The following is a 24,301-nucleotide window of genomic DNA, read 5'->3' as shown; positions in this document are numbered from 1 at the left end:
TAGCTACTCTTTTGATAAGACTTCACCCACTTTCTCTATCTCATCTTTGACTAAAAGATACTTCAGAAAAGCTTCATCACCTAGATATTGCCTGTCCTTATCTGATAACAAATTAACATCTTCTAAATCCTCTTGCCCTTCTTCAATAATTTCTTTCTTTCGATCATTAAAGAAGCTATTATAACCTGTTTGTTGTAATTCAACTCCATATATATTTTTATATAAGGTGTCTAAATTTTGACCATAAGTTTTGTAATAAATATTTGTTAATTCGTGATTAGAATCTAATTTATAGACATTACAATGAGGAATTTCTTGAATGATTACTGGTGAATGTGTAGCCATCAAACAGAAAGCTTTATTATTATCCACTAACTCTGAAACAGCTCTAATAAATGCTTTAACCATAGGTGGATGCATAAACGTTTCTGGCTCATCAAAAATTACTAAGCTTCCTTGATTAATACTTGAAACAAGCTTCGTAATATATAAAAGAATAGTTGCTTGTCCTGAACTTAATGTATCAATTTTTTCAATATCATTCTTAGAAATATTTCTATCTTGAAAAGCATTGATGATATCATCTACCCAAGATTCAAATGTAAAGAAATTCAAACAATCTTCCCACATTTTCAATTTATCTTCAGAAGCAATCAAATCAATCAACAGATTTTGTATATAGTAGGAAAAGCTTTCTTTGATGCTTATCTCACCTTCAAATCCTTGTTTTAATGTATTATCAGAATCAAGATACTTTCTAGATTTCTCATGTAGATACTCCTTAACATCAGTCAATGATGTAGCTTCTGCTTTCTTGACTACTTCTGGAATAGGAGGATGTTTGACGGAAACAAATCCTACTTTCTCATAGATAATTTCACCATAGGAATCTTTTTCTTTATCAGCAACCTCTATACTTGTGCTCTCTCTATTAAAATGAATAATATTGTCAAATGGGCTTAATGAAAAATGAAGTATCTGTGAGAACTTATTGTCTCCTTCTAAATGTTCCTTTATTATCTGATTAATTTTATAGGATTTTCCACTTCCATTTCCACCAACAACTGCATAGACATTCATTGGTAATTTTGACTTTCTATTTTTTTTGAAATTTAGCGCCCCTTTATCTATACCATCTTCTTTAAAACTATAATTTATAGATGTTTCTCTATCATCTACCGCCTGTATTATATTTTTTCCATCCCCTGAATAATACACCGTAGAATTAGAATATCCAAAAACAGTCAATGGGTGAAATACTTCCTTGATTTCTTTTAAAGTAGTTGTTCTTAGAAATGAATTATATAAAAAACTATGGTATTCACTATTTGGTGGAGTGAAGTCCAAAGTTTGTCCATGTAAATCAGATTTTTTTGAATACTCTATTGCAAATTTTTCCAATACACTTGTGTTATAAGCAAGGTCTCTAGATCGAGTAAACCATTTTTGACGATTTTTATAAGAAAGATATTTTTTTAAAAATTCATAGTACGCTACTTCACCCAAGGAACAAAAATCCTCATCAGGATATTCTCCTTCGCCACTTTTTAAATAATCCATAGAAAGATTATTTTTCGGATTAACTCGTAACTCAAAAGTTTGTTCCCAAATCGTAAAATTTAAAACCAATTTATAACCATAATCATCCCAATCACTATTTTTTATAGACATCTGCTCTATAAAATCATCAAAACTTAAGAAAATAATTTCCTGCACTGTCTCTAAGTATTTCTCATCATCCTTTTCAACTCTTATAAAATGACTTGTGAAAAAGTCTTGTTCAATAATAAAGTAACTCTGTCCAATATAGTTTTCGAATTCTGTTAACTTATTATTTTTCGTAATTTCAATATTTCCAGTTTTAGGGATATCCGTTAACTCAGTGATAACAAAATAATTTTCTAAGTCAGAATTCCAGTCTATTGCTGACTGCGCAAACTTATTGATAATTAAAAAGTTACCTTTTACATATTTTTCTTCTAATTCTTTTAGGTCATACTGAACTAATATTCCTTGTTCAGTTATTTTATAAAAACTACTTCTACTTTTTAACCAATCAATCTCCGAATACTCACTTCTAATTCTTTCAATAATTTCGCTAACACTCATTTCAATAGGGCCTTTCTTATTTCTTTGTCAATATTATAACACAATAATCTTTCAAGCTATAAATTAACCTAAAATTTATATATTTTTTAATTTAGTAAACTGCTCTCTTTTTATATAGTTATAATCGTATCTTTAAAAGTATAATCTTATCGCTTTTAACACAAACATCATGCAACATATAACAATTTCCATAAAAAACTGGAATATATTTTTCTTTTTACATTTCATCGAAATCCTATCAAATTAAAAGAACCTTGTAAATACTACAAAGCTCTCTTAATCGATGATCTTTATTTTAAAAACTATCTAGACTCACAGATTTCCTATTTATTAGTCCCTATCCAAACTACGCAATGCAGCCTGATAAGTCTGCTCCATCAGCATGGTAATGGTCATTGGACCAACTCCACCAGGTACAGGGGTGATATGACTAGCAATTGGTGCAACAGCATCGTAATCAACATCTCCACAGAGCTTGTCATTTTCATCTCGGTTCATCCCTACATCAATGACAACTGCACCTGGTTTGACAAAGTCGGCAGTCACAAACTTGGCGCGACCGATAGCTACGACCAAAATATCGGCTTTAGAAGCTACTTGGGCTAGATTGTGGGTGCGAGAGTGGGTCAAGGTTACAGTTGCATTTTTAGCCAAGAGCAACTGAGCCATGGGTTTCCCAACAATATTGGAACGACCAATTACGACCGCATTTTTACCTTCTAAGTCAATCCCATATTCATGAAACATTTCCATAATCCCTGCAGGTGTTGAAGGAATCATAACTGGGTGACCAGACCAGAGGCGTCCCATGTTGAGAGGATGGAAACCATCCACATCCTTTTCAGGATCAATAGCTAGTAAAACAGCTTCTTCATCGATGTGTTTTGGTAATGGAAGCTGGACCAAAATCCCATGCCAAGCTGGATCTTGATTGTATTTAGCGATTAATTCTAACAATTCCTCTTGAGTAATGGTCTCCGGAACTCGCACGACTTCACTTTGGAAGCCTGCAGCGATAGCAGAACGCTCCTTGTTACGTACGTAAACTTGGCTTGCTGGATTTTCTCCGACTAAAATAACGACCAATCCTGGAACCAAACCTGTCTCTTCCTTTAATTTGGCTGTTTTTTCAGCCAACTGTCCTTGTAGCTTGGCAGCTAAAGCCTTTCCATCAATCATCTGTGTCATGTATTTTCTCTTTTCTAACAAATATTTTCTATTATAACAAAAATTCGTTCTGCATTCTAACACTTCTTACCTAAGATACCCTATAGTCTGAAACTATAAGAAAAAGCCCACTTGGAGCTTTTCATCATATTCTTACAAAACCTTACTCAAGAAATCCTTGGTTCTTTGTTCTTGGGTTTGTTCAAAAACTTGCTCTGGAGTTCCGTCTTCAACAACAACACCATCAGCCATAAAGATAACACGATCTGCCACCTCACGAGCAAAGCCCATTTCATGCGTTACGATAACCATGGTCATTCCTGACTGAGCAAGTTCTTGCATAACTGCTAGTACTTCTCCTACCATTTCTGGATCTAGGGCAGAAGTTGGTTCATCAAATAGTAAAACATCTGGCTCCATGGCTAGACCACGAGCAATAGCGATACGTTGTTGTTGCCCACCAGACAGACTTTGAGGATAAGCATCTGCCTTATCTGGTAAACCAACCTTTTCCAAGAGCTCATGCGCTCTCTTCTCAGCCACTTCCTTACTTTCACCTTTTGTCTTGATTGGAGAAAGTGTGATGTTTTCCTTCACTGTCATATTCGGGAAGAGATTAAATTGTTGGAAAACCATTCCCATCTTTTCTCGCATGGCAAAGAGGTCATTTTTCTTATCGGTAATGTCAACACCTTCAAATATGACTTTTCCTTTAGTAGCTTCTTCGAGGAGATTCATCGAACGAAGGAGGGTTGACTTACCGCTACCAGAAGGTCCGATAATCACCACTACTTCCCCTTTTTTAATTTCAAGATCAATTCCTTTTAAAACTTCATTTTTCCCAAAGTTTTTATGAAGGTTTTCAATTTTTATAAGTGTTTCAGTCATTATTTCTTATCTCCTTGTCCCATACGATTTTCAAAAGCTTTCAAGGCCAGTGTCAAGATAGAGGTCATAATCAAGTAGTAAAAGGCTGCAAATAAGAGCGGTGTTAAAGGTAGGTATGTGGTTGTTGATACTGTAGTAGCTCCATTCCACAACTCCATAACCCCGATAGCTGACAAGAGCGAGCTATCTTTGATAATAGTGATAAACTCATTTCCTAGAGAAGGTAAGATATTTTTGATAGCCTGGGGCAAAATAACATAACGCATGGCATTCTTAGGACGAATACCTAGTGAATAAGCTGCTTCTAATTGTCCCTTTGGCACTGCATTAATCCCAGCACGGACTGTTTCTGATACATAGGCACCACTATTCATAGAAATAATCAAAATCCCTGGAATCAAGCGAGTCAGATCAACATCTAAGATCCCAATTTGAATAGTCGGAGCACTAATATGCATCAAGGCAAATGCAATCATAATCTGCACCATCATCGGAGTCCCACGGAAGACCCAGATATATAGATTAGCAAACCAAGCAAGTGGTTTAATTTTTGAACGTTGTGCAAAGGCCAACAGCACTCCTAGAATGGTCCCCAAGAAGACCACCAAGATAGATATGATAATTGTTACAACGGCTCCATAGTTAAAATATGGTAGATATTTCGGTAAAAAAGAAAAATTCATGGATATTCTACTTTCTGTTTTTAATATTTAAACTTAAAACTTGTATAAGGATAACATATTTTGCATAAAAATTCAACATTTTCTCCTAATATTTTCAATAAATTTTCAAAGACGATAGAAATAGCGAGAAATCTTAGTTTTTTTCTAGTCAAGTAACTATGCTTTATGGTAAAATAGTAAAGATAAGAAATGGAGGAGAATCAAAATGGAATCACATTTGGTTAGAATCATCAATCGCTTAGAAGCAATGACTAAAGATGGTGGTAACTTGAAACGTAACTTTGAGCGCGAAGGAGTTGTTGTCGCAGAGGTTGCTTTTAACCACGACGAAGAAAACGGACCACTCTTTACACTTCGTGACGTTGAAGCTCGTGAAACATATACATTTGATAGCATCGACCTCATTGCGATGGAAATCTACGAACTTTTATACTAATTGTTGAATAAATGCCGGAGAAGTCTCCTGCTTTGACCAATGAAAATCCTTTTTGTCTGACAAATAGGATTTTTCTTTTTATCCCTATATTTCATCTACAAAACTCTTTTATCATGAGTTCTAAGACTCAATCTTTTTACTTGCTTTCCCCTTCAATCATGATATAATGAGACTAAAGAACTTTGACTATTTTTGACCTTTCTGTTTTAGTCAAAGCCAAGAAAGAAACGAGGTAGTGGTATGCTCTGTCAAAATTGTAAAATCAATGACTCAACAATCCATCTTTACACCAATCTTAATGGACAACAAAAGCAAATTGACCTTTGCCAAAATTGCTACAAAATTATCAAAACAGATCCTAACAATAGCTTATTCAAAGGCATTACAGATTTAAATAATCGTGATTTTGATCCATTTGGAGACTTCTTTAATGATCTGAATAACTTTAGACCCTCTTCCAATAATAATGTTCCTCCAACTCAGTCAGGTGGTGGATATGGTGGCAATGGTGGTTTTGGTTCCCAAAATCGTGGACCAGCTCAAACTCCTCCTCCTAGTCAAGAAAAAGGACTCTTGGATGAGTACGGTATCAACATAACTGAGATTGCCCGTCGTGGAAATGTCGATCCTGTTATCGGTCGCGACGAAGAAATCATCCGTGTCATTGAAATTCTCAACCGTAGAACCAAAAACAATCCCGTCCTTATCGGAGAGCCTGGTGTTGGTAAGACAGCCGTTGTCGAAGGCCTCGCTCAAAAAATTGTAGATGGTGATGTTCCCCACAAACTTCAAGGGAAAGAAGTCATTCGTTTAGACGTTGTTAGCCTTGTCCAAGGCACAGGAATTCGTGGACAATTTGAAGAGCGCATGCAGAAACTCATGGAAGAAATTCGTGAGCGTAAAGATGTCATCCTCTTTATCGACGAAATTCATGAAATTGTCGGTGCGGGTTCTGCTGGAGACGGTAATATGGATGCAGGAAATATTCTGAAACCTGCCCTTTCTCGTGGCGAACTTCAACTAGTTGGTGCTACTACCCTCAATGAATACCGCATCATCGAAAAAGACGCCGCCCTTGAGCGCCGTATGCAACCTGTTAAAGTTGATGAACCAACTGTGGAAGAGACTATTATTATCCTCAAAGGTATCCAAAAGAAATACGAAGATTACCACCACGTTCATTATACAGATGCTGCTATCGAAGCCGCTGCTACTCTTTCTAACCGCTACATCCAAGATCGTTTCTTGCCCGATAAGGCTATTGACCTCCTAGATGAGGCTGGTTCAAAAATGAACTTAACCTTGAATTTTGTGGATCCAAAGGTTATCGACCAACGCTTAATCGAGGCAGAAAATCTCAAGTCTCAAGCAACTCGAGATGAAGATTTTGAAAAAGCAGCCTACTTCCGTGACCAGATTGCTAAATATAAAGAAATGCAAAAGACCAAGGTAACGGATCAGGATACCCCGATTATCAGCGAAAAGACGATTGAACACATTATTGAGCAAAAGACTAATATTCCAGTTGGTGATTTGAAAGAAAAAGAGCAGTCTCAACTCATCAACCTAGCAGACGATCTCAAGGCTCATGTTATTGGCCAAGATGATGCAGTTGATAAGATTGCTAAGGCTATCCGCCGTAACCGTGTTGGGCTTGGAACACCAAACCGTCCAATCGGTAGCTTCCTCTTTGTTGGTCCTACAGGTGTCGGTAAGACAGAACTTTCTAAACAATTAGCTATTGAGCTTTTTGGTTCGGCTGATAGCATGATTCGCTTTGATATGAGCGAATACATGGAAAAACATAGCGTTGCCAAACTCGTCGGTGCCCCTCCAGGATACGTAGGTTATGATGAAGCAGGTCAGTTGACTGAGAAAGTTCGTCGTAACCCCTACTCACTTATCCTCCTTGACGAGGTTGAAAAAGCCCATCCAGATGTCATGCATATGTTCCTTCAGGTATTGGATGATGGCCGTTTAACGGATGGTCAAGGTCGAACTGTTAGCTTTAAGGACGCCATCATTATCATGACCTCAAATGCAGGTACAGGAAAAGCTGAAGCTAGTGTTGGTTTTGGTGCAGCTAGAGAAGGTCGTACCAACTCTGTCCTTGGAGAATTAGGCAACTTCTTTAGTCCAGAATTCATGAACCGCTTTGATGGGATTATTGAATTCAAAGCTCTCAGCAAGGAAAATCTCCTACAAATCGTTGACCTTATGTTGGATGATGTGAATAAACGCCTCTCAAGTAATAACATCCATTTAGATGTAACAGATAAGGTTAAAGAAAAACTTGTAGACCTTGGTTACGATCCAAAAATGGGAGCTCGTCCACTCCGTCGTACCATCCAAGACTATATCGAAGATGCCATTACAGACTACTACCTTGAAAATCCAAGTGAAAAAGACCTCAAGGCAGTCATGACAAGTAAAGGTAAAATCGTGATTAAGTCCAAAAATAAAACGGAAACAGTCGAGTCAAACGACTAGTTCCTCACATACAAAAGAATGTTCTTACTTGACAGTGAGAGCATTCTTTACTATTATAGAAAGAAAGCGCACTCACGAAGGAGAACTTTATGGCAAATCCAACATTTGGAGAAAAAAAAGAGGGAGTAACCTACAAAAATAGATATGGCGTTTATGCAGTCATACCTGATGCAAACCATGAAAAGATTATCCTCGTACAAGCTCCAAATGGTGCATGGTTCTTACCAGGGGGCGAAATTGAAGAAGGTGAAAACCATCTCGAAGCTCTCAAACGAGAGTTGATTGAAGAATTAGGATTTACAGCTGAAATCGGCATCTACTATGGGCAGGCTGATGAATATTTTTATTCTAGTCATCGTGATACCTACTACTACAATCCAGCCTATCTCTACGAAGCTACTTCTTATCAAGAAATCCAAAAACCTCTGGAGGACTTCAATCATCTAGCTTGGTTCCCAATCGATGAAGCTATTACTAACTTAAAACGTGGAAGCCACAAATGGGCGATTGAAGCTTGGAAAAAACAACATCAAATTTAAACTATCTTTACCAAATTTCCCAAAAAGTGCTATAATAGACATAGATATACAGGAGGAAACCCTATGAAGCTTATCAATACTACAAATTCACACTCGCAACTTGTTAAAAGTCAGCTAGAAAGCACAGACGCAACGCTTGTAGAGGTTTATTCTGCGGGAAATACAGATGTTATTTTTACTCAGGCTCCACTTCATTACGAAATCCTCATTTCCAATAAACATCGGGCAATCCGTGAAAAAGAAATGGAAATAATCAAAGAATTTTTCCTCAGTCGTAAAATTAATCAACAGGCTATTGATAAGGCAAATATTAAAACCCTCTATTCTGATAAATTGATTGAGATTTCAATCCCTACAAAATAGAATTAATCTACCCTACAGTTAAAACTGCGGGGTTTTTTAAAACCTTTTCTTGTTTATATCTTTAAATAAATTATTGTGAATAAAGCTTTTTTGTGAAAAATTCACATTTCAATCGAAAAATGTGAGAAATTTCGTTATAATAGATAGAGAGATTTTAATGAAGGAGTATGATATGAAAGAAATAGTATACAGAGCAGCCAGGCTAGATGAATATCAAAAAATTGGAAAAGTGTTGGCTGGTGCCTTTATGGACTACCCTTTCATGACTCTTATCAAAGATGATTTAAAAAAACCAGAATATTACCCAGCATTCTTAGAATTATTGGATAGCCTTCTGACCAAACTCTATATCAAAGGAGAGACCTGTCTAGTCGCTGAACGAGACGGGGAAATCATGGCCGTTGCCCTCCTGCAACAAAAGGATTTTTCCATTCTATCTTATTTGCTGAATGGTATGGCCAAGCTTTTCCGTTTTATTACTCCGCGCAATCTCTTGAAATATCTTGATTTGGTGGAACGTTCCGAACAGCATTTGAAAAGATCAGGAAATTTTGACTGGTATTTGATGATGTTAGGTGTCAACGCTTCTAGTCAAAACCAAGGAATCGGGAGTGCTTTTCTACAAGAAGGTGTTGAACCTTATCTTAAATCCAAAGGCTGCAAACGCTTGGGCTTGATTACTAGTACTGAAAAAAATGTTTGCTTCTATGAAAAAAACAAGTATGAATTACTAGATTCGATGATGTTAGAATACGGAACAAAATCTATTGGAAACTGGGCTTTTGTAAAAACCCTGGATAACTAATTTTTAACATAAAAAAGATTGGTCTAAGGACCAATCTTTTTTTAGTTTACTTAACGGCTTCTTTCAAGGCTTCTACCTTATCCAAGCGTTCCCATGGAAGATCAATATCTGTACGTCCCATATGTCCATAAGCCGCTGTTTGACGGTAGATTGGACGTTTGAGGTCAAGCATTTGGATAATTCCTGCAGGACGAAGGTCAAAGATTTGACGCGCTGCTTTTTCAAGCTTACTTTCAGCTACCGTACCAGTACCGAAGGTATCGATACGGACAGATACAGGTTGAGCTACACCAATCGCGTAAGCCAATTGCACTTCTGCTTTCTTAGCAAGACCTGCAGCAACAATGTTTTTAGCAATGTAGCGAGCTGCATAAGAAGCTGAACGGTCAACCTTAGTAGCATCTTTACCAGAGAAGGCACCACCACCGTGACGTGAATAACCACCATAGGTATCCACGATGATCTTACGACCCGTCAAACCTGAGTCTCCTTGAGGTCCTCCGATAACGAAACGACCAGTTGGATTGATGAAGAATTTAGTCTTATCATCCAGGTAAGAAGCTGGAATCACTTCTTTGATGACCTTGTTGATTACATCCTCATGGATTTGTTCATTGCTGACTTCTGGATCGTGTTGAGTTGAAATAACGACAGTGTCCACACGCACTGGCTGGTCATTTTCATCATACTCAACCGTAACTTGAGATTTCGCATCTGGACGAAGATAGCTAATTTCACCAGACTTACGTAGCTCTGCCAAGCGACGAACCAACTTGTGGCTGAGTGAGATTGGCAATGGCATGAGTTCTTCAGTTTCATCAACTGCAAAACCAAACATGAGACCTTGGTCTCCAGCTCCAATCAAATCAAGTGGATCTTGATCCGCATTCCCACGAACTTCTAAGGCTTCATTAACCCCTTGAGCGATATCTGGTGATTGTTCTACCAAGGATGGGTGAACTCCTACCGTCTCCGCAGAAAAACCGTACTCTGTATTGGTATAACCGATTTCTGCAATCGTATCACGAACCACTCGGTTAATATCGACATAAGCATTGGTTGAAATTTCACCGAAAACATGTACTGAACCAGTATAAACAGCTGTTTCAGCAGCAACGTGCGCCTCTGGATCTTGCTCTAAAATAGCATCCAAGATAGCATCTGAAATTTGGTCTGCAATCTTATCTGGGTGCCCCTCAGATACAGATTCAGACGTGAATAATTTACGTTCTGACATAAAAATGTCCCCCCTTAAAAAATATTCGTTATAGAGTTACAAAGAACTGGTAAGAAGAGTATTTACAATCAATCCCACCACCTTATCGGGACCATATAACCTAACTATTATAACACGAATCTTTAAAAAAAACTCGTATGATTACTATTTTTCTTACTAGGAAAATGTTTTCTAATCATAACCAAATAAAAACTCTTAAAATAGATGAGTTTCTACTCTAAGAGTGATGTTATAAACTAATTATTTTCTAGATAAAATTCAAACCGTTCTCCGACGTACTGGCTCTTTACATACTCAAAAGCCGTTCCGTCATCAAAGTAAGAAACCTGAGTCAAACCTAAAATAGCATGCCCTTTTTCAACTTCTAGGTAATGAGCTATCTTTTCCTTTGCTAAACGTGCGTATATGGTCTGGTGAGATTTACCAATTCGATAACCATGCTCTTGCAAGGTTTGAAAGAAGTGCTTAGTTACTTCTTCTTTTTTGAAATTTTTGATAAATTTCTCAGGAATCGACGCCACTTCATAGACAACAGGAACCTTATCCGCATAACGAACACGCTCCATACGAATGATATTGTCAGTTGGCAGTAAACCTAGTTTAGCCACTTCTTGCTCATTTGGAATGGTTCGACGATAAGAAATCAAGTGACTAGACGGAGTTTTCCCTTGAGCTTTAACAATCTCCGTAAAACTAGTTGTTCCACGCATTCTTTCCTGAACACGTGTGCTTGAAACAAAGGTCCCACTACCTACACGTCGTTCCAAAACCCCCTCTTCAACCAAAAGAGAGATTGCTTGACGTAAGGTCATGCGGCTAACGGCAAATTCTTCTGCTAAATCTCGCTCACTTGGAAGTCTTTCCCCAATTTTCCAACTTCCCTCATCAATGTCTTTCTTGATTTGGTCGTGGATTTTCATATAAGCTGGTAACATGCTTGATCACTTCTTTTCTTTATTTTTTCCATTGTACCGTAACTCATAGGGAAAAGTCAAACCGCACTTGTTTAGTTGGTAATTCTAACCCTTTTATGATAGAATATTCAAGAAGATATTTCTTTGAAGAAAGGGAAAAGATGAGCAACATTTCAACTGATTTGCAAGATGTCGAAAAGATCATCGTACTGGACTATGGTAGCCAGTACAACCAACTCATCTCACGTCGTATCCGTGAGATTGGTGTCTTTTCAGAACTAAAAAGTCACAAGATTTCGGCTGACGAAGTCCGTGCTATCAATCCTATTGGGATTGTACTTTCAGGTGGTCCAAACTCTGTTTACGAAGAAGGATCGTTTGATATTGATCCAGAGATTTTTGAACTTGGAATTCCGATTTTGGGAATCTGCTATGGTATGCAACTATTGACTCACAAGCTTGGTGGTAAGGTTGTTCCTGCAGGCGATGCTGGTAACCGTGAATACGGTCAATCAACATTGACTCACACAGAATCTGCTCTTTTTGCTGGAACTCCAGAAGAACAACTTGTCTTGATGAGCCACGGAGATGCTGTTACAGAAATTCCTGCTGATTTCGTTCGTACTGGTACATCAGCTGACTGTCCTTATGCATCAATCGAAAATCCAGACAAGAAAATCTATGGTATCCAATTCCACCCAGAGGTTCGTCATTCAGTTCACGGCTATGATATCCTTCGTAACTTTGCCTTGAACATCTGTGGTGCCAAAGGTGACTGGACCATGGATAACTTCATCGAGATGCAAATCAAACAAATCCGTGAAAAAGTTGGAGATAAACGTGTTCTCCTTGGTCTTTCAGGTGGTGTTGACTCTTCAGTTGTTGGGGTTCTTCTCCAAAAAGCAATCGGAGATCAATTGATCTGTATCTTTGTAGACCACGGTCTTCTTCGTAAAGGAGAAGCTGACCAAGTTATGGATATGCTTGGTGGTAAGTTTGGCTTGAACATTGTCAAAGCAGACGCTGCCAAACGTTTCTTGGATAAACTTGCTGGTGTATCTGATCCTGAACAAAAACGTAAGATTATCGGTAACGAGTTTGTTTATGTATTTGATGACGAAGCAAGCAAACTAACAGATGTGAAATTCCTTGCTCAAGGAACTCTTTATACTGACGTGATTGAGTCTGGTACTGATACTGCTCAAACTATCAAGTCTCACCACAACGTGGGTGGACTTCCTGAAGATATGCAGTTTGAACTCATCGAGCCTTTAAATACTCTTTACAAGGATGAAGTTCGTGCCCTTGGTACAGAACTTGGTATGCCAGACCACATCGTATGGCGCCAACCATTCCCAGGACCGGGTCTTGCTATCCGTGTCATGGGTGAAATCACTGAAGAGAAACTCGAAACAGTTCGCGAATCAGACGCTATCCTTCGTGAAGAAATTGCCAAAGCAGGTCTTGACCGCGACATTTGGCAATACTTCACTGTTAACACTGGCGTTCGTTCAGTAGGTGTTATGGGGGACGGTCGTACTTATGACTATACAATTGCTATCCGTGCCATCACTTCTATCGATGGAATGACAGCTGACTTCGCTAAGATCCCTTGGGAAGTCCTCCAAAAAATCTCTGTGCGCATCGTAAACGAAGTTGACCACGTTAACCGCATCGTCTACGATATCACAAGTAAACCACCTGCAACCGTTGAGTGGGAGTAAAGTTTCCTATAAAATAATAAATAATACTGCTGGAGCATGGACTACAGTGGTATTATTTTTTATAATTTCAATATTAGGAAAATTTTTCGACTCTCAACTCCTCTTTTTAAATACTTGAAACCATGCTATAATATAGTAAGTATAAGTCCAATAACCTAACTATAAAAGTCAATGTTAAAGATTTCTTACATCATCCGTAAGTGTTATTCTACTCTGATTCATACTATAATGAAAGTAACAAAAGATGGAGGTGTTTCACATGGAAACAATTTTACGAGTAGAATCATTAAAAAAGCATTATGGAAAAGAGCCGAATATCACCAAAGCCTTGAACGGTATATCTTTTCAAGTTGTCAAAGGTGAGTTCTTAGGGATTATGGGGAGCAGTGGTTCTGGGAAAACAACCCTTCTTAACTGTCTCGCTACTATCATCAAACCAACTGACGGCTCCATTCAAATGCAAGAAAAAGATTTAGGTCAGTTAAAAGGTAGTCAGTTAGCTGATTATCGTGGTAAGGAAATTGGTTACCTATTTCAAAATTTTGAGCTTTTGGACAATCTGACAGCCAAAGAAAATATTTTACTCCCCTTGTCTTTGCACAAGGTCGATGCCAACGAAAGCAAGGTTCGGTTAGAATTGCTTTCCCAATATCTAGATATTTCTGAACTTCTGGATAAGTTCCCATCTCAATTATCAGGTGGTCAACGGCAAAGGGTAGCTGCTGCGCGTGCCTTGATTTTAGACCCTAAGATTGTATTTGCAGATGAGCCCACAGGAGCTTTGGATTCAAAAAATGCGACCATTTTGATGCAAAAATTATCCGAAATGAATCAAGTGGAAGAAACCACCATTCTCATGGTGACCCACGATTCAGTCGCTGCCAGCTTTTGCAACCGCATCTTGTTTATCCAAGACGGAAAACTATTCCATGAAATTCGACGCGATTATCCAAGAGAAAGTCAAGAAGACTTCTACCACAGAATACTAAAGGTCATGGCAGCGCTAGCTGGAGGTGATGGCAATGTTTTCTAAATTAATCTCAAGAAATAGCAAGAGAGATCGAAAGAATAATGGCTTGTACTTCAGTTCCATGGTTCTTTCTATTATTTCCTTTTACATCATCCTTTCTTTGTCCCATCAAGATGTGATGATCTTTCTCAAACAAATAGAGAGTGACGCTGTAAATAAACTCTTTAGCATGATTCCCATTCTTTATGTAGCAACCCTCTTTATTCTCTTTTTTCTAGTCTACTTCGCAAGCAGTATGCAGATGGAAAGGAGAAAACATGAATTTGGTGTCTATCTAACGCTAGGGATGCGAAGAAGCAAACTGTTCTTGCTGCTCCTACTCGAGGATTTGAGAAACAGTATCCTTGCTCTTGGAATAGGTCTTCCAATTTCAATCTTGATTTCAGAACTAATCAGCCTAATAACCGCTAAAATTGTAGGACTAGGGATTATTGAACATCAATTTTCTCTATCTACCACAGCTCTATTCTATACAGTCATCGGTTTCCTAGCCGTAAAATTAGCTGTTTTTGTCCTTTTAAGTGCAAAAATAGCCAATAAGGAAATCGGAAACCTGCTTGCCTATTCTCCTTCTGGGATGAAGAAACTACTCCCCAAGGGGGTGTACCTTCTTGCTTCTGTCCTAGGGATTTTACTTCTTGGAACAGCCTATTACATGGGTATGAGTGGACGAGCTTGGGAGAGTGTCATAACCATGGGCATCACTGTTTTCTTGGGGACTCTAGGAACTATCCTCCTCTTCTTTGGTATGCGTTTATTTATAGACTTTTTGGTCAAGCTTGGAAACAATCGAAAACTTCATGCCTATAATTTTAGACAGATTCAGGAATTAGTTATCCAGCGCTCAACTATACTGGCCATCTGCTCCCTCTTAATCTTCTCTGCCTTGTGCCTCTTTGGAGCAGGTGTTGCCATTGCAAGTGGCAATTCAGGCAATCAAATCCACGTATTGGATTATACATTCAGAGATAGCAAGCAGGAAACAGATGAAAATCTTGATGTAAATACAGTAAAAAAAGAGCTTGAAGCAGCTGGACTGGCATCACAGTTTTCAAAGATTCTACAAATCAAAGTCGGCAAACCGAAAGAACACGAGTCCGTGTCCTTCGAAGAGATCATCAAGGAGTTGAAAAAGCAAAAAGGCAACAAGAACATGGAAATTTTGCTCCAAAGATTTAAACAGTCTACTACTTCCCACCTCATACCAGTTTCCGAATACAATGAACTTAGAAAGGCTGCCAATCTCCCTCCTCTAGAATTAACTAGCAAGGAAGCCTACTTGTATATGGGGAAAGATTTCCTGCCGGATGAGGGTCTCGTCAACTCTGTTCTGAAGACAAATCCTCAAATCAATGTCATGGAAAATGATGTAAAATTGATTGGAGAGGTGGAGTCTTTACCGATTGTAACGGATCGTGAAATCACCCTCTCTGTTGCCCTCATAGTCCCAGATGAAGTCTTTATGAACTATACAGACGGTCACTACTCGAACTATGTCAGCGGTATCTTGGCTCCTGAGCTGGTCAAAGAAAAAGGCTTGATGAGAGCTATCTCAGATACCAATGAAAAGCTAAATCAAACCTCTCTTGGCTATGAAAGCTATATACAAAATATGGGAAGGCAATTATTTTACATTATCTCTGCCAGCTATATCACTATCTATCTGGCAATCATTTTCCTTGTCGTTGCAAATACAATCATCGGCGTCCAGTTTTTGATGGGTCAGAGACAATCCTACAGACGATACCAAACCTTAATCCATCTTGGAGCTAATTACGAAACTCTTTGTAAATCGTCAGAAAAGCAAGTCAACTGGTATTTCGGTCTGCCAATAGCCCTTGCACTTATCAGTAGTAGCTTCGGAGTGAGCTCCCTCCTCACAGGAATAGTGCCAGCTAGTGCAAGAATGGCCATGGGGCAGAAATTTATCACAGCCATGCTGATCGTACTGCTCTTAGCTGGTTTTGAAGTCATCTATATCAGAATTGTAAAGAAAAATAGTAACAAGTACTTGTTATCCTTAATGGAACCAAAAAGAGAAGAATAAAATTTAAAAAGCGACGAAAAGGAGGAACTAATATGAAGCATATTCTGGTAATTGAAGATGAAGCCTTGATTCGAGATGAAATTGTCATCTTGTTAGAGAAAGCTGGTTACCAAGTTGATAAGTTGATTGACTTCAAAGAAACAACCCAGCAAGTGCTGCAATACGATACAGATCTAATCATACTGGATTTGAATTTACCGGGAGAAACTGGCTTTCAAATTTGTAAAAATCTCAAGTCAAAACGCTCTGTGCCCATATTGGTTCTCACTTCTCGTGAACAATTAAAAGATGAAATCTACGCCCTGAAATTAGGGGCAGATGAGTATCTAACAAAGCCTTTCAAGAAAGAAAGATTTTTGGCACGTATAGAAAATATCTTGAAACGCTATGAAGGCAGACAAAATCTACTTGAAAAAGATAATTTTCTGTTGGATAGACAGACTTATACCCTTTATATCAATGGACACTCGATTTTACTCCCCCAAAATCAAGGGAAATTGTTAGAAACCTTATTGGTTACTAATGCTCCTGTCGTCACAAAAGAAGAACTAAGTATGAAACTATGGAACACAACTGAGTTCATCGATGAAAATGCCCTTCAAGTAAATATTGCAAGGCTCAAAAAGGTGATGAAAGAGGCTGGCATTGCACTTCAAGTCAAGTCCGTCAGAGGTATTGGTTACAAGCTAGAAGAGGTAATTCCAGATGAAACAGAATCTTAAATATCTAGCTACTTACCTGCCCTGGTTACTTGTTCTCTTAGCATTTGATCTATTTACAGCTGTCCTGCTTTGGCTTTCAGACGTGAGGATGTTTCAAGTCCTCATCCTTCTCTATCTTTTAGCTACAGTCCTGCTCTTTTTTATCCTATCACTCCTACTTATAAGAAAAGAAAGAAAAAAATCAACTGCTTATAAAGCCTTCATAGCCAATCCTAAGATTGATACTGAGCTGGAATTATTGCGTTTATCAACTAACTCAGAGAAAGAAAGCATCGAAGAAATCGCAAATGCGTTTTACCAAAAACAGGCGGAAATAGGAAAGCTCAACTCATTACTAGCCGACTATGAGGACTATGTTGAAAAGTGGGCTCATGAAATCAAACTCCCTCTATCCCTTCTTTCCCTCCTTTTGGACAACCAAAGTGACCAGTTGCCAAAGGATACAGCTTTTAAGTTGGACTATGTAAAAAATCAAATCCAAGGAAATGTATCACAGATACTATTCTATTACAGGGTTAAAAGTGAAAAAAATGATTTTCTATTTGAAGATGTCGACCTCCAAGAGTGTATTCAGGATCTTTTGGAAAACTTTGATCCCTTGCTCAAAGAAAAGAATTTTACGATTAAGTTAGAGAACATACAAGGAATCTGCTACACCGACCAACGCAGTTTTGAATTTATCCTCTCTCAAATACTAGCCAATGCCCTTAAATATAGCTCTGACAAGCCAGAACTCAAGATTTCTATGTCAAGAGATAAGGGGCGCACAAGTCTGATTATTAGGGATAATGGGTGTGGAGTTAAAACTTGCGATCTCCCTCATATCTTTGAAAAAGGATTTACAGGTGATTCAGGAGATACAAGGAAAAAATCAACAGGCATGGGGCTCTATCTGGTCAAACAATTAGCAGATGCTTTAAAAATCGACATCGCAGTAAAATCCGAATGGATGCAAGGATTTGAGATTACTCTTTCTATTTAGTAATTTTTCGATTAAGACAATTGCCTAGTCATAGAAAGCACATATTTTATGCCAAAAAGGAAATCAGCGTTTTTATTTTCATATCAGCACCAAAATCCGTAATTCCGTAATCAAAAATCACCTTATAAAAGCCTATACTGCTCTAACTCAGGTCATTTTTTATTGATTTATCTTTTGTTCTTTTCTTTTATTTATAGTATACTCATATTAAAAGTATATTGAAGGAGAATTTAAATGAGGGATTTTTTTGCGGGATTTGGTGAATTAAACCTTGTTACTTATCTGATATACGTGTGCATTGGCCTCGCTCCTCTCTTTCATATCTTTATTATCGGATCAGAAGTGAGTCCTGGAAAATTTGTTTTAACCATCTTAGGTATCGTTTACGTTATCGTTTTAACGATTGCTAAAATTTATAGGAAATTTTTCTGGAAATCATCGTAAAGAAACATAAAAATCCCATCAGAATATTTGAACCACACCTACTTTAGTCTAATTCTAACAGCTCTCATATTATAAGAAAAAAACACTTGAGCGGAAAGCATATAGCCCACATCAAGTGTTTTTTTTTAATACTTTATACTACTGTTCTTTTGATTTTCTGTTTCCTAGGGCTAATCCAAGTCCAGCGAACAATAGACCAAGTCCCATGAGACTTTGATTTCTTGTATCATTGCTTCCTGTTTCAGGAAGTTTAGCTGGTTCTGGTTTGTAAGCAGTAGGTTCTGGTTTAGGAGTTGCTTTCTGCTCCAAAACTGGCACAGTTGTACGGCGTTCCAAGTAGAATTGGTAGCTGTCTTTTGTTACCTTGTATTGACGTCCCTCACTGACTGTTTCCACAATCCATGAAGCTGCATCCTTAGTTAAAGAGTCAGCCAAGTTACGATCAATATCCATTAAACGTCCCTCAGACACAAAATCTTTATAGTTTCGTTGATTATACAAGGTTGTCGCTACGATTCTATCAATACCAGCTTTTTTCAGAGTTGTTAATGTTTCAGCGATAGATGGAATTGACGGATCTTCTTTCATCCTAGCATCTGTTAACAACACCACAAACTTTTTATTTTTTGGTGACTTAGACCAGTCGTAAGTAGAAACAATCTTTGTAAGAGCAGGAGTTGATGTTTCAGGAGAATCTCCCCCATGTGCAATCTTAATTTTTTCTAAAGCTTTTTCAAGTTCAACTGGATCTGTTGTAAAATAGGTCTCACCAAATTTCGTTAGAATTGTATCTTCGTTAGTTTTTCTTTCTTCACGTCCGTAAACTTCATCGCTAAAGGTAGCTAATCCAAAACGTGCCGCTACTCCATCTTTGGCAAGGTTTCTTGCAAATTCATTGACATTTTTACGAACAGTATTAATCGTTGAAGACATAGATCCTGAACGGTCAACAACAAAAACAATATCTGCTTCTCCTGCTTTTTTAACAGTTGGTGGTGTTTTAGTTATTTCCACAGTTGTTGTCTTGTCTACTCGTTCATATTGAGTAAATGTATTTCCTTTTTCATCCTTGCCAGTTACTGTACCTTCAATAGTCGTCGTTGCTGGTGCCGGAATTGTCTCATCTTTAGATGCAATCACTTCTGTTTTTGAAACTTCTGCAGTCGCTGTTTCTACATAGACTTTTTGATTGCCTTCTTGACTTTCTTTGACATCAATAGGTGATAGTTTGGTAGAAACATCAATTAAATCGCCTGGTTTTGCTTCTGATTCTTTTACAACAGCTTTTTCACTTTCTGCTGCAATTTCTTCAGTTGCAACTTCAATAGGCGATTTGACTTCTTCAACTACTTTTGGTGCCTCAGTTACCTTAGTAATTTCACTTGACGAAACTTTACTAGTTTCATCAGCCGAAACTTGTCCAAGTTGTGCAAAAGCAAAGAGGATAGCCACAGATGCCAATCCAACTTTCATTTTACGAAACGAAAAACGTTCTTGCTTAAACATTCCTTTTGCCATAATGACCTCTTTTCTTTAACAGATTTAATATTTTTTTAAAATCTGTTTTTTTTAGAATAACATAAATTAAGAATGTTTTCAAATATTTTCTGGAATCAAAATTTTGATTAAAAATCCTATATCATCAGTCTCTATGACATTTTTTTTGCTATTCAAATTAATTAGCGATTTTTACTTATACTATCTTAGGCTTTAAGAGTCAAAAAAAACAGTAAAACCACTTGGTTCTACTGTCTCAATTCTAAAACGTTTGACGCTTAGCTTTACGTTCTGCACGTCCACGGGCACGACTTTCAGCACGCTTGGTTTTACGGCGTTTTTCATCGACCGCCCATTGAATTTTCTTCTTATAGCCTGGTTTGACTTTTTTCTTTTTCTTTTTGACCAGACCAATCATTTCGATATCCAGTTTTTCTTGTTTTTTCTCACGATTGGCACGACGGTCACGATCATAAGTGTCTTGGAACTCTCCATCTTTAACCACCTTAGGTACAAACTTAATTCCTAATTTCTCCAACTCACGAATATCAGAGTCATCACTTGGTTGATAGAGGGTGATGGCTGTACCTGGTAGACCATTACGTCCAGTTCGTCCAACACGGTGAACAAAGAAGGACAAGTCTTGTGGAATGGCATCATTGATAACGTGGCTGACACCTTCGATGTCAATCCCACGCGCAGCCAGGTCAGTTGCTACGATATACTCAAAATCAAGATTTTTCACCTGATTCATGATCCGTTTGCGTTCACGAGGTGCAATATCCCCATGAATCTTAGCCACCTTTAATCCTTGAGCTGTTAGGTAGCTGTGCAATTCATCCGCACGAGTTTTTGTATTGACAAAAATCATGGCGAGATACGGCTGCATAACTTGAGTCAACTCATAAATCTGAGCATTCTTATCTCTACCCTTTGTCGAAATCAACCAGTTGTCAATGGTATCAGAGATAACAGTTTTGGTCTTGATTTTCTCCATGACAGGATTGGACAAGTACTTTTTCAAGAATGGTTGCAGTTTTTGTGGAATAGTTGCTGAAAAGACCATAAACTGCAAGTCTTTCGGAAGACTTCCTGCAATCTTATCAACTGTTTCCAAGAATCCCATATCCAAGGTCATGTCAGCTTCATCGACTACAAAGGTCTTAGCCTTGTGGATGGCCAAATCACCAGACTTGACCAAATCATAGATACGTCCTGGTGTTCCGATAACGATATGGGGCTGGTTGCTTGCCAGTTTGTCAATTTGGCGAGCCTTATCTGTACCACCAACATAGTTCACAACACGAATCTCTACTTCTGAGTGTGATGCGATCTGACGAGCCGCTTGGTAAATCTGAGTCGCTAATTCACGACTTGGAGCTGTGATAACTGCCTGCACGCTATCGCTCTCTTCATCCAACTGTTGGAAAATTGGAAGTAAGAAGGTATGAGTCTTACCTGAACCTGTTTTTGATTCACCAACCAAGTCACGACCTGCCAGAACAATAGGAATCAACTTTTCCTGCACCTCGGTAGGAGTCGTAAATTTCAACTCCTCCAAGGCTTTTTCTATATATTTTTTAAATTTAAATTGTGTAAATGACATAATTTCCTCGATTCTATCTATCTACTCATTATACCATAATTTAGTCTATTACAGGGGATGGATTTCCGTCAAGAATAATACCATGAACATTTTAGCAACCAAGCATACATAAGAAACACTCCTAGTTACGATGAACAAGGAGTGTTATAGGATTAATTGAGCTTCCACTCGTCTCTCAGCCAATCACAAAAATAGTGATAGCGTTCCTTTAGAGCTTCATGATGCCCATAAGCATCAAATGTGCAATAAGTCGAAGGGACTTTCTCTGAAATCAAATCATGAATGTCTCTTGCAAAAATAGGAGCCTTAGACAGACGATTGGAATGATTGGCACCTTCTGTCTGACCATTTTGCAAATAAATCAGGCTTTGATTCTGTATCAAGTCATGTTCCCCACAATATTCTGTAAAATCAGGATACCAGAAGGAGCCACAGATAGAGAAGATACAGGTCGCAGGAAGATAACTACTATAAAGACTATAGATAGCAGCAAGACCACCCAGTGAATAGCCACCATAAGCAATTCGACTTCCATCAATCAAATAGTCTTTTTTTAGACTTGCTATAATTCCTTGAAAGAGCTTTTGATGGTATTGGTCTACCTTCCCACCAAAGTCTGGTGCCCTTTCTTTCAAAGCATCAGCCTTCCAAGGTGTAAAGTCATCCAGACGATTTTCTGGCATCAATCCCACCAAAATCACAGATTGGGATAGGTCTGACAAATAGTCCAATTGTCCATCATTTAAAAGAATCATTGGGTAGGCTTGTTGAGGATCATAGCTTGAAGGAAGACTGACCCTAACTCGAATCCCTTCCCAGTTAAACTCCTTATTTCTTGATAAAGTCATTGATTTTTTCAAGGGAATCAATCACTGCAGGACCGTAATCCATCAACTCATCGTAAGAGATAGTCATGATTTTTTGATTCTTGATTGCTGGGACATTTTCCAAAACAGCATTTGCCTTCATCAAATCCACTGCTTTTTCATCTAACTTTTGATTGCGGTCGCTGGTTACATAGATAATCAACTCTGGATCCATTGATACTAGATTTTCCAAGGTCAAGCCAGAAGTTCCTGTTGCGACATTGGTATAACCAAGTTGATTGAGCAAGCTTTCCTGAAGGGCTGACTTGTAAGCACCAAAGGTTTCGTCATTGTAGGCAACCATAATCAGAGCTTTCTTCTTTTCACCCTGTGTTTCTGGGTTAGCTTTTTTAACCGCATCGATTTTAGCTTGTAATTGCTCTGCATATTGGTTAGCCTTGTCTTGGACATTGAAAATCGTACCAAGATTCTTCACATCTTCTACGATATTTCCTAAATCTTGTTGGATAGTTGAAAGTGAAGCTTTTTGCGTATAAACAGGGATTTTGTTTTCATTCCAAGCACTAATGGTTCCCATTGACTTTTCAGAAAACATCATGTTGCGTCCCATCAAGGCATCTGGTTCATAAGAAAGAACTGTTTCTTGTGAGACAGATTTTTTATCACCAATGTGAGGTATGGCTTCAATAGCATCCTTGTATTTACCAGTTACCGCATTATCAGGATTGAGCATACCGGCAATTTTATCCTTCAATCCGAATTCAAGTAGGATTTCAGTTGTTGAAAGGTTGTTGGTGATGACCTTTTCAGGTGCCTTTTCAAATACTTGTTCAACTTCGTTTCCTTTAGCATCATAAGTTTTAATAGTCACAGGATAGCTGGTTTCTGTATTAGCTTTTTGACTAGCTTCTGTTGTAGCCGGTGCCGTTGCTGTTTCTTTAGATGCGTTACCACATGCTGCCAAAGATAAGGTAGCTACTGTTACAAGCAAAATACTAAGTGTTTTTTTCATGTTTTTATTTTCCTTTTTTATTTTTATAAATAGTGAATCATGGCTTGCTGATCTTCTGTCCAAGTTACCTTACTTTGAACGCCATAGACAGCCTGCAATGACTCGGGTGTGATGGTCTCTTTTGGAGTACCTTGGTAAACAATCTCCCCTTCTTTCATTAGGTAGAGATAGTCTGAATAGCGACAAGCTAGCTGAATATCATGCAAGACAGCTAGCACATTTATCTGAAGATTTTTGACAATAGTCAATAAGTCTAGCTGATACTTGATATCCAAATGATTGGTCGGTTCATCTAAGAGCAAGAGGGTCGGCTCTTGGACCAAGGCGCGTGCTAACAGAACCCGCTGCTTCTCTCCTCCTGATAAAGAAGAGTAGAGTCGATTTCTCTTTTCGAGCATATCTACCTTGACCAAAGCATCCTCAACCAAAGCAAAGTCTTTGTCTTTTTCCTTTTGCAAGAAAGAGAGATGAGGAGTTCTGCCCAGCATGACAATCTCCTCAACCGTACAATCAAACTGAAGTTGATTAAACTGCGTGATAACTGCCATCTGCTTTGCCGTTTCTTTGACGCTCATTTGGTCTAGAGGCTTCCCATCTAAAGAAATCAAGCCCTGATCCGGCTTTTCCTGTCGATAAAAGAGTTTCAGCAAACTGGTCTTTCCACTTCCATTTGGTCCCAAAATAGTATGAAATTGGTTTCCCTCAAGTTTAAGTGAGACTCCTTTGAGAATCTTTTTTTCTCCGATTCCAAAGTGAATATCCTGGCACATTAAGTCCAT

At 38.2% G+C, this 24,301-nt stretch carries 22 protein-coding genes; 11 read left to right on the top strand and 11 right to left on the bottom strand.

Annotated elements, in window-relative coordinates:
- Window positions 1-3: 3 nt before the first annotated feature.
- From O3643_RS06350 to O3643_RS06335, 4 genes are all read right to left on the bottom strand, one after another.
- The gene (locus O3643_RS06350; protein WP_371500630.1) at window positions 4-2,109 is read right to left on the bottom strand and encodes an AAA family ATPase; all 2,106 of its coding nucleotides are present in this window, start codon (window positions 2,107-2,109) and stop codon (window positions 4-6) included.
- Window positions 2,110-2,439: 330 nt separating this feature from the next.
- Window positions 2,440-3,297 (bottom strand): bifunctional methylenetetrahydrofolate dehydrogenase/methenyltetrahydrofolate cyclohydrolase, encoded by an 858-nt coding sequence (locus O3643_RS06345; protein WP_371500628.1) that lies wholly within the window; start codon window positions 3,295-3,297, stop codon window positions 2,440-2,442.
- 132 nt (window positions 3,298-3,429) lie between these two features.
- On the bottom strand, window positions 3,430-4,164 hold the full coding sequence (locus tag O3643_RS06340; protein ID WP_223339508.1) for an amino acid ABC transporter ATP-binding protein: 735 nt from the start codon (window positions 4,162-4,164) through the stop codon (window positions 3,430-3,432).
- Window positions 4,164-4,847, bottom strand: coding sequence for an amino acid ABC transporter permease (locus O3643_RS06335; protein WP_004253828.1), 684 nt, complete (start codon window positions 4,845-4,847; stop codon window positions 4,164-4,166). The genes O3643_RS06340 and O3643_RS06335 overlap by 1 nt, the downstream gene beginning before the upstream one ends.
- 205 nt (window positions 4,848-5,052) lie before the next feature.
- On the opposite strand from O3643_RS06335, the gene O3643_RS06330 reads away from it, so the two are divergent.
- The 5 genes from O3643_RS06330 (at window position 5,053) to O3643_RS06310 (ending at window position 9,480) form a co-directional block, all read left to right on the top strand.
- Window positions 5,053-5,283 (top strand): DUF1797 family protein, encoded by a 231-nt coding sequence (locus O3643_RS06330; RefSeq protein WP_004253825.1) that lies wholly within the window; start codon window positions 5,053-5,055, stop codon window positions 5,281-5,283.
- Between the two features lie 240 nt (window positions 5,284-5,523).
- A complete protein-coding gene (locus O3643_RS06325) occupies window positions 5,524-7,773 on the top strand; it encodes an AAA family ATPase (RefSeq protein ID WP_371500625.1) in 2,250 nt (749 codons plus the stop codon).
- A gap of 89 nt (window positions 7,774-7,862) precedes the next feature.
- Complete coding sequence (locus O3643_RS06320) at window positions 7,863-8,312, top strand: NUDIX hydrolase (protein WP_314945704.1); 450 nt, start codon at window positions 7,863-7,865, stop codon at window positions 8,310-8,312.
- A 63-nt stretch (window positions 8,313-8,375) separates the two neighbouring features.
- Window positions 8,376-8,675 carry a DUF1827 family protein gene (locus O3643_RS06315; RefSeq protein WP_004253819.1) on the top strand — a complete coding sequence of 100 codons (300 nt, stop codon included), beginning with the start codon at window positions 8,376-8,378 and terminating at the stop codon, window positions 8,673-8,675.
- A 172-nt stretch (window positions 8,676-8,847) separates the two neighbouring features.
- Window positions 8,848-9,480, top strand: a complete 633-nt coding sequence (locus O3643_RS06310; RefSeq protein ID WP_371500623.1) for a GNAT family N-acetyltransferase — start codon at window positions 8,848-8,850, stop codon at window positions 9,478-9,480.
- 46 nt (window positions 9,481-9,526) lie between these two features.
- On the opposite strand, the gene metK is transcribed toward O3643_RS06310, so the two are convergent.
- Window positions 9,527-10,717 (bottom strand): methionine adenosyltransferase, encoded by a 1,191-nt coding sequence (metK, locus tag O3643_RS06305; protein ID WP_371500621.1) that lies wholly within the window; start codon window positions 10,715-10,717, stop codon window positions 9,527-9,529.
- 236 nt (window positions 10,718-10,953) lie between these two features.
- On the bottom strand, window positions 10,954-11,652 hold the full coding sequence (locus tag O3643_RS06300) for a GntR family transcriptional regulator (RefSeq protein ID WP_024054207.1): 699 nt from the start codon (window positions 11,650-11,652) through the stop codon (window positions 10,954-10,956).
- A gap of 140 nt (window positions 11,653-11,792) precedes the next feature.
- On the opposite strand from O3643_RS06300, the gene guaA reads away from it, so the two are divergent.
- From guaA to O3643_RS06270, 6 genes are all read left to right on the top strand, one after another.
- A complete protein-coding gene (guaA, locus tag O3643_RS06295; protein WP_371500619.1) occupies window positions 11,793-13,355 on the top strand; it encodes a glutamine-hydrolyzing GMP synthase in 1,563 nt (520 codons plus the stop codon).
- Window positions 13,356-13,614: 259 nt separating this feature from the next.
- Window positions 13,615-14,388: an ABC transporter ATP-binding protein gene (locus O3643_RS06290; protein WP_093585119.1), complete on the top strand. Its 774-nt coding sequence runs from the start codon at window positions 13,615-13,617 to the stop codon at window positions 14,386-14,388.
- Window positions 14,378-16,432, top strand: coding sequence for an FtsX-like permease family protein (locus O3643_RS06285; RefSeq protein ID WP_371500616.1), 2,055 nt, complete (start codon window positions 14,378-14,380; stop codon window positions 16,430-16,432). The genes O3643_RS06290 and O3643_RS06285 overlap by 11 nt, the downstream gene beginning before the upstream one ends.
- 32 nt (window positions 16,433-16,464) lie before the next feature.
- Complete coding sequence (locus O3643_RS06280) at window positions 16,465-17,154, top strand: response regulator transcription factor (protein WP_371500614.1); 690 nt, start codon at window positions 16,465-16,467, stop codon at window positions 17,152-17,154.
- The gene (locus tag O3643_RS06275) at window positions 17,138-18,136 is read left to right on the top strand and encodes a sensor histidine kinase (RefSeq protein ID WP_371500612.1); all 999 of its coding nucleotides are present in this window, start codon (window positions 17,138-17,140) and stop codon (window positions 18,134-18,136) included. Before O3643_RS06280 ends, O3643_RS06275 begins: the two co-directional genes overlap by 17 nt.
- Window positions 18,137-18,370: 234 nt before the next feature.
- Window positions 18,371-18,580 (top strand): hypothetical protein, encoded by a 210-nt coding sequence (locus tag O3643_RS06270; protein WP_371500610.1) that lies wholly within the window; start codon window positions 18,371-18,373, stop codon window positions 18,578-18,580.
- A 138-nt stretch (window positions 18,581-18,718) separates the two neighbouring features.
- Here the strand turns inward: O3643_RS06270 and O3643_RS06265 are convergent, their stop codons facing one another.
- The 5 genes from O3643_RS06265 to O3643_RS06245 all read right to left on the bottom strand — a co-directional run bounded on the left by O3643_RS06265 (window position 18,719) and on the right by O3643_RS06245 (window position 24,301).
- Window positions 18,719-20,098 (bottom strand): VWA domain-containing protein, encoded by a 1,380-nt coding sequence (locus tag O3643_RS06265; RefSeq protein ID WP_371500608.1) that lies wholly within the window; start codon window positions 20,096-20,098, stop codon window positions 18,719-18,721.
- A gap of 241 nt (window positions 20,099-20,339) precedes the next feature.
- Window positions 20,340-21,683, bottom strand: a complete 1,344-nt coding sequence (locus O3643_RS06260) for a DEAD/DEAH box helicase (protein WP_371500606.1) — start codon at window positions 21,681-21,683, stop codon at window positions 20,340-20,342.
- Between the two features lie 152 nt (window positions 21,684-21,835).
- Complete coding sequence (locus tag O3643_RS06255; protein WP_371500604.1) at window positions 21,836-22,531, bottom strand: alpha/beta hydrolase-fold protein; 696 nt, start codon at window positions 22,529-22,531, stop codon at window positions 21,836-21,838.
- Window positions 22,512-23,522: an ABC transporter substrate-binding protein gene (locus O3643_RS06250; RefSeq protein ID WP_371500602.1), complete on the bottom strand. Its 1,011-nt coding sequence runs from the start codon at window positions 23,520-23,522 to the stop codon at window positions 22,512-22,514. The genes O3643_RS06255 and O3643_RS06250 overlap by 20 nt, the downstream gene beginning before the upstream one ends.
- A 23-nt stretch (window positions 23,523-23,545) precedes the next feature.
- Window positions 23,546-24,301 (bottom strand): ABC transporter ATP-binding protein, encoded by a 756-nt coding sequence (locus tag O3643_RS06245; RefSeq protein WP_371500600.1) that lies wholly within the window; start codon window positions 24,299-24,301, stop codon window positions 23,546-23,548.

Source organism: Streptococcus sp. 20925_1_44, from assembly GCF_041432435.1.
Taxonomy (GTDB): domain Bacteria; phylum Bacillota; class Bacilli; order Lactobacillales; family Streptococcaceae; genus Streptococcus; species Streptococcus infantis.
Note: the sequence above shows the minus strand (reverse complement) of the source record. Positions and strands in the feature narration are given on the sequence as shown.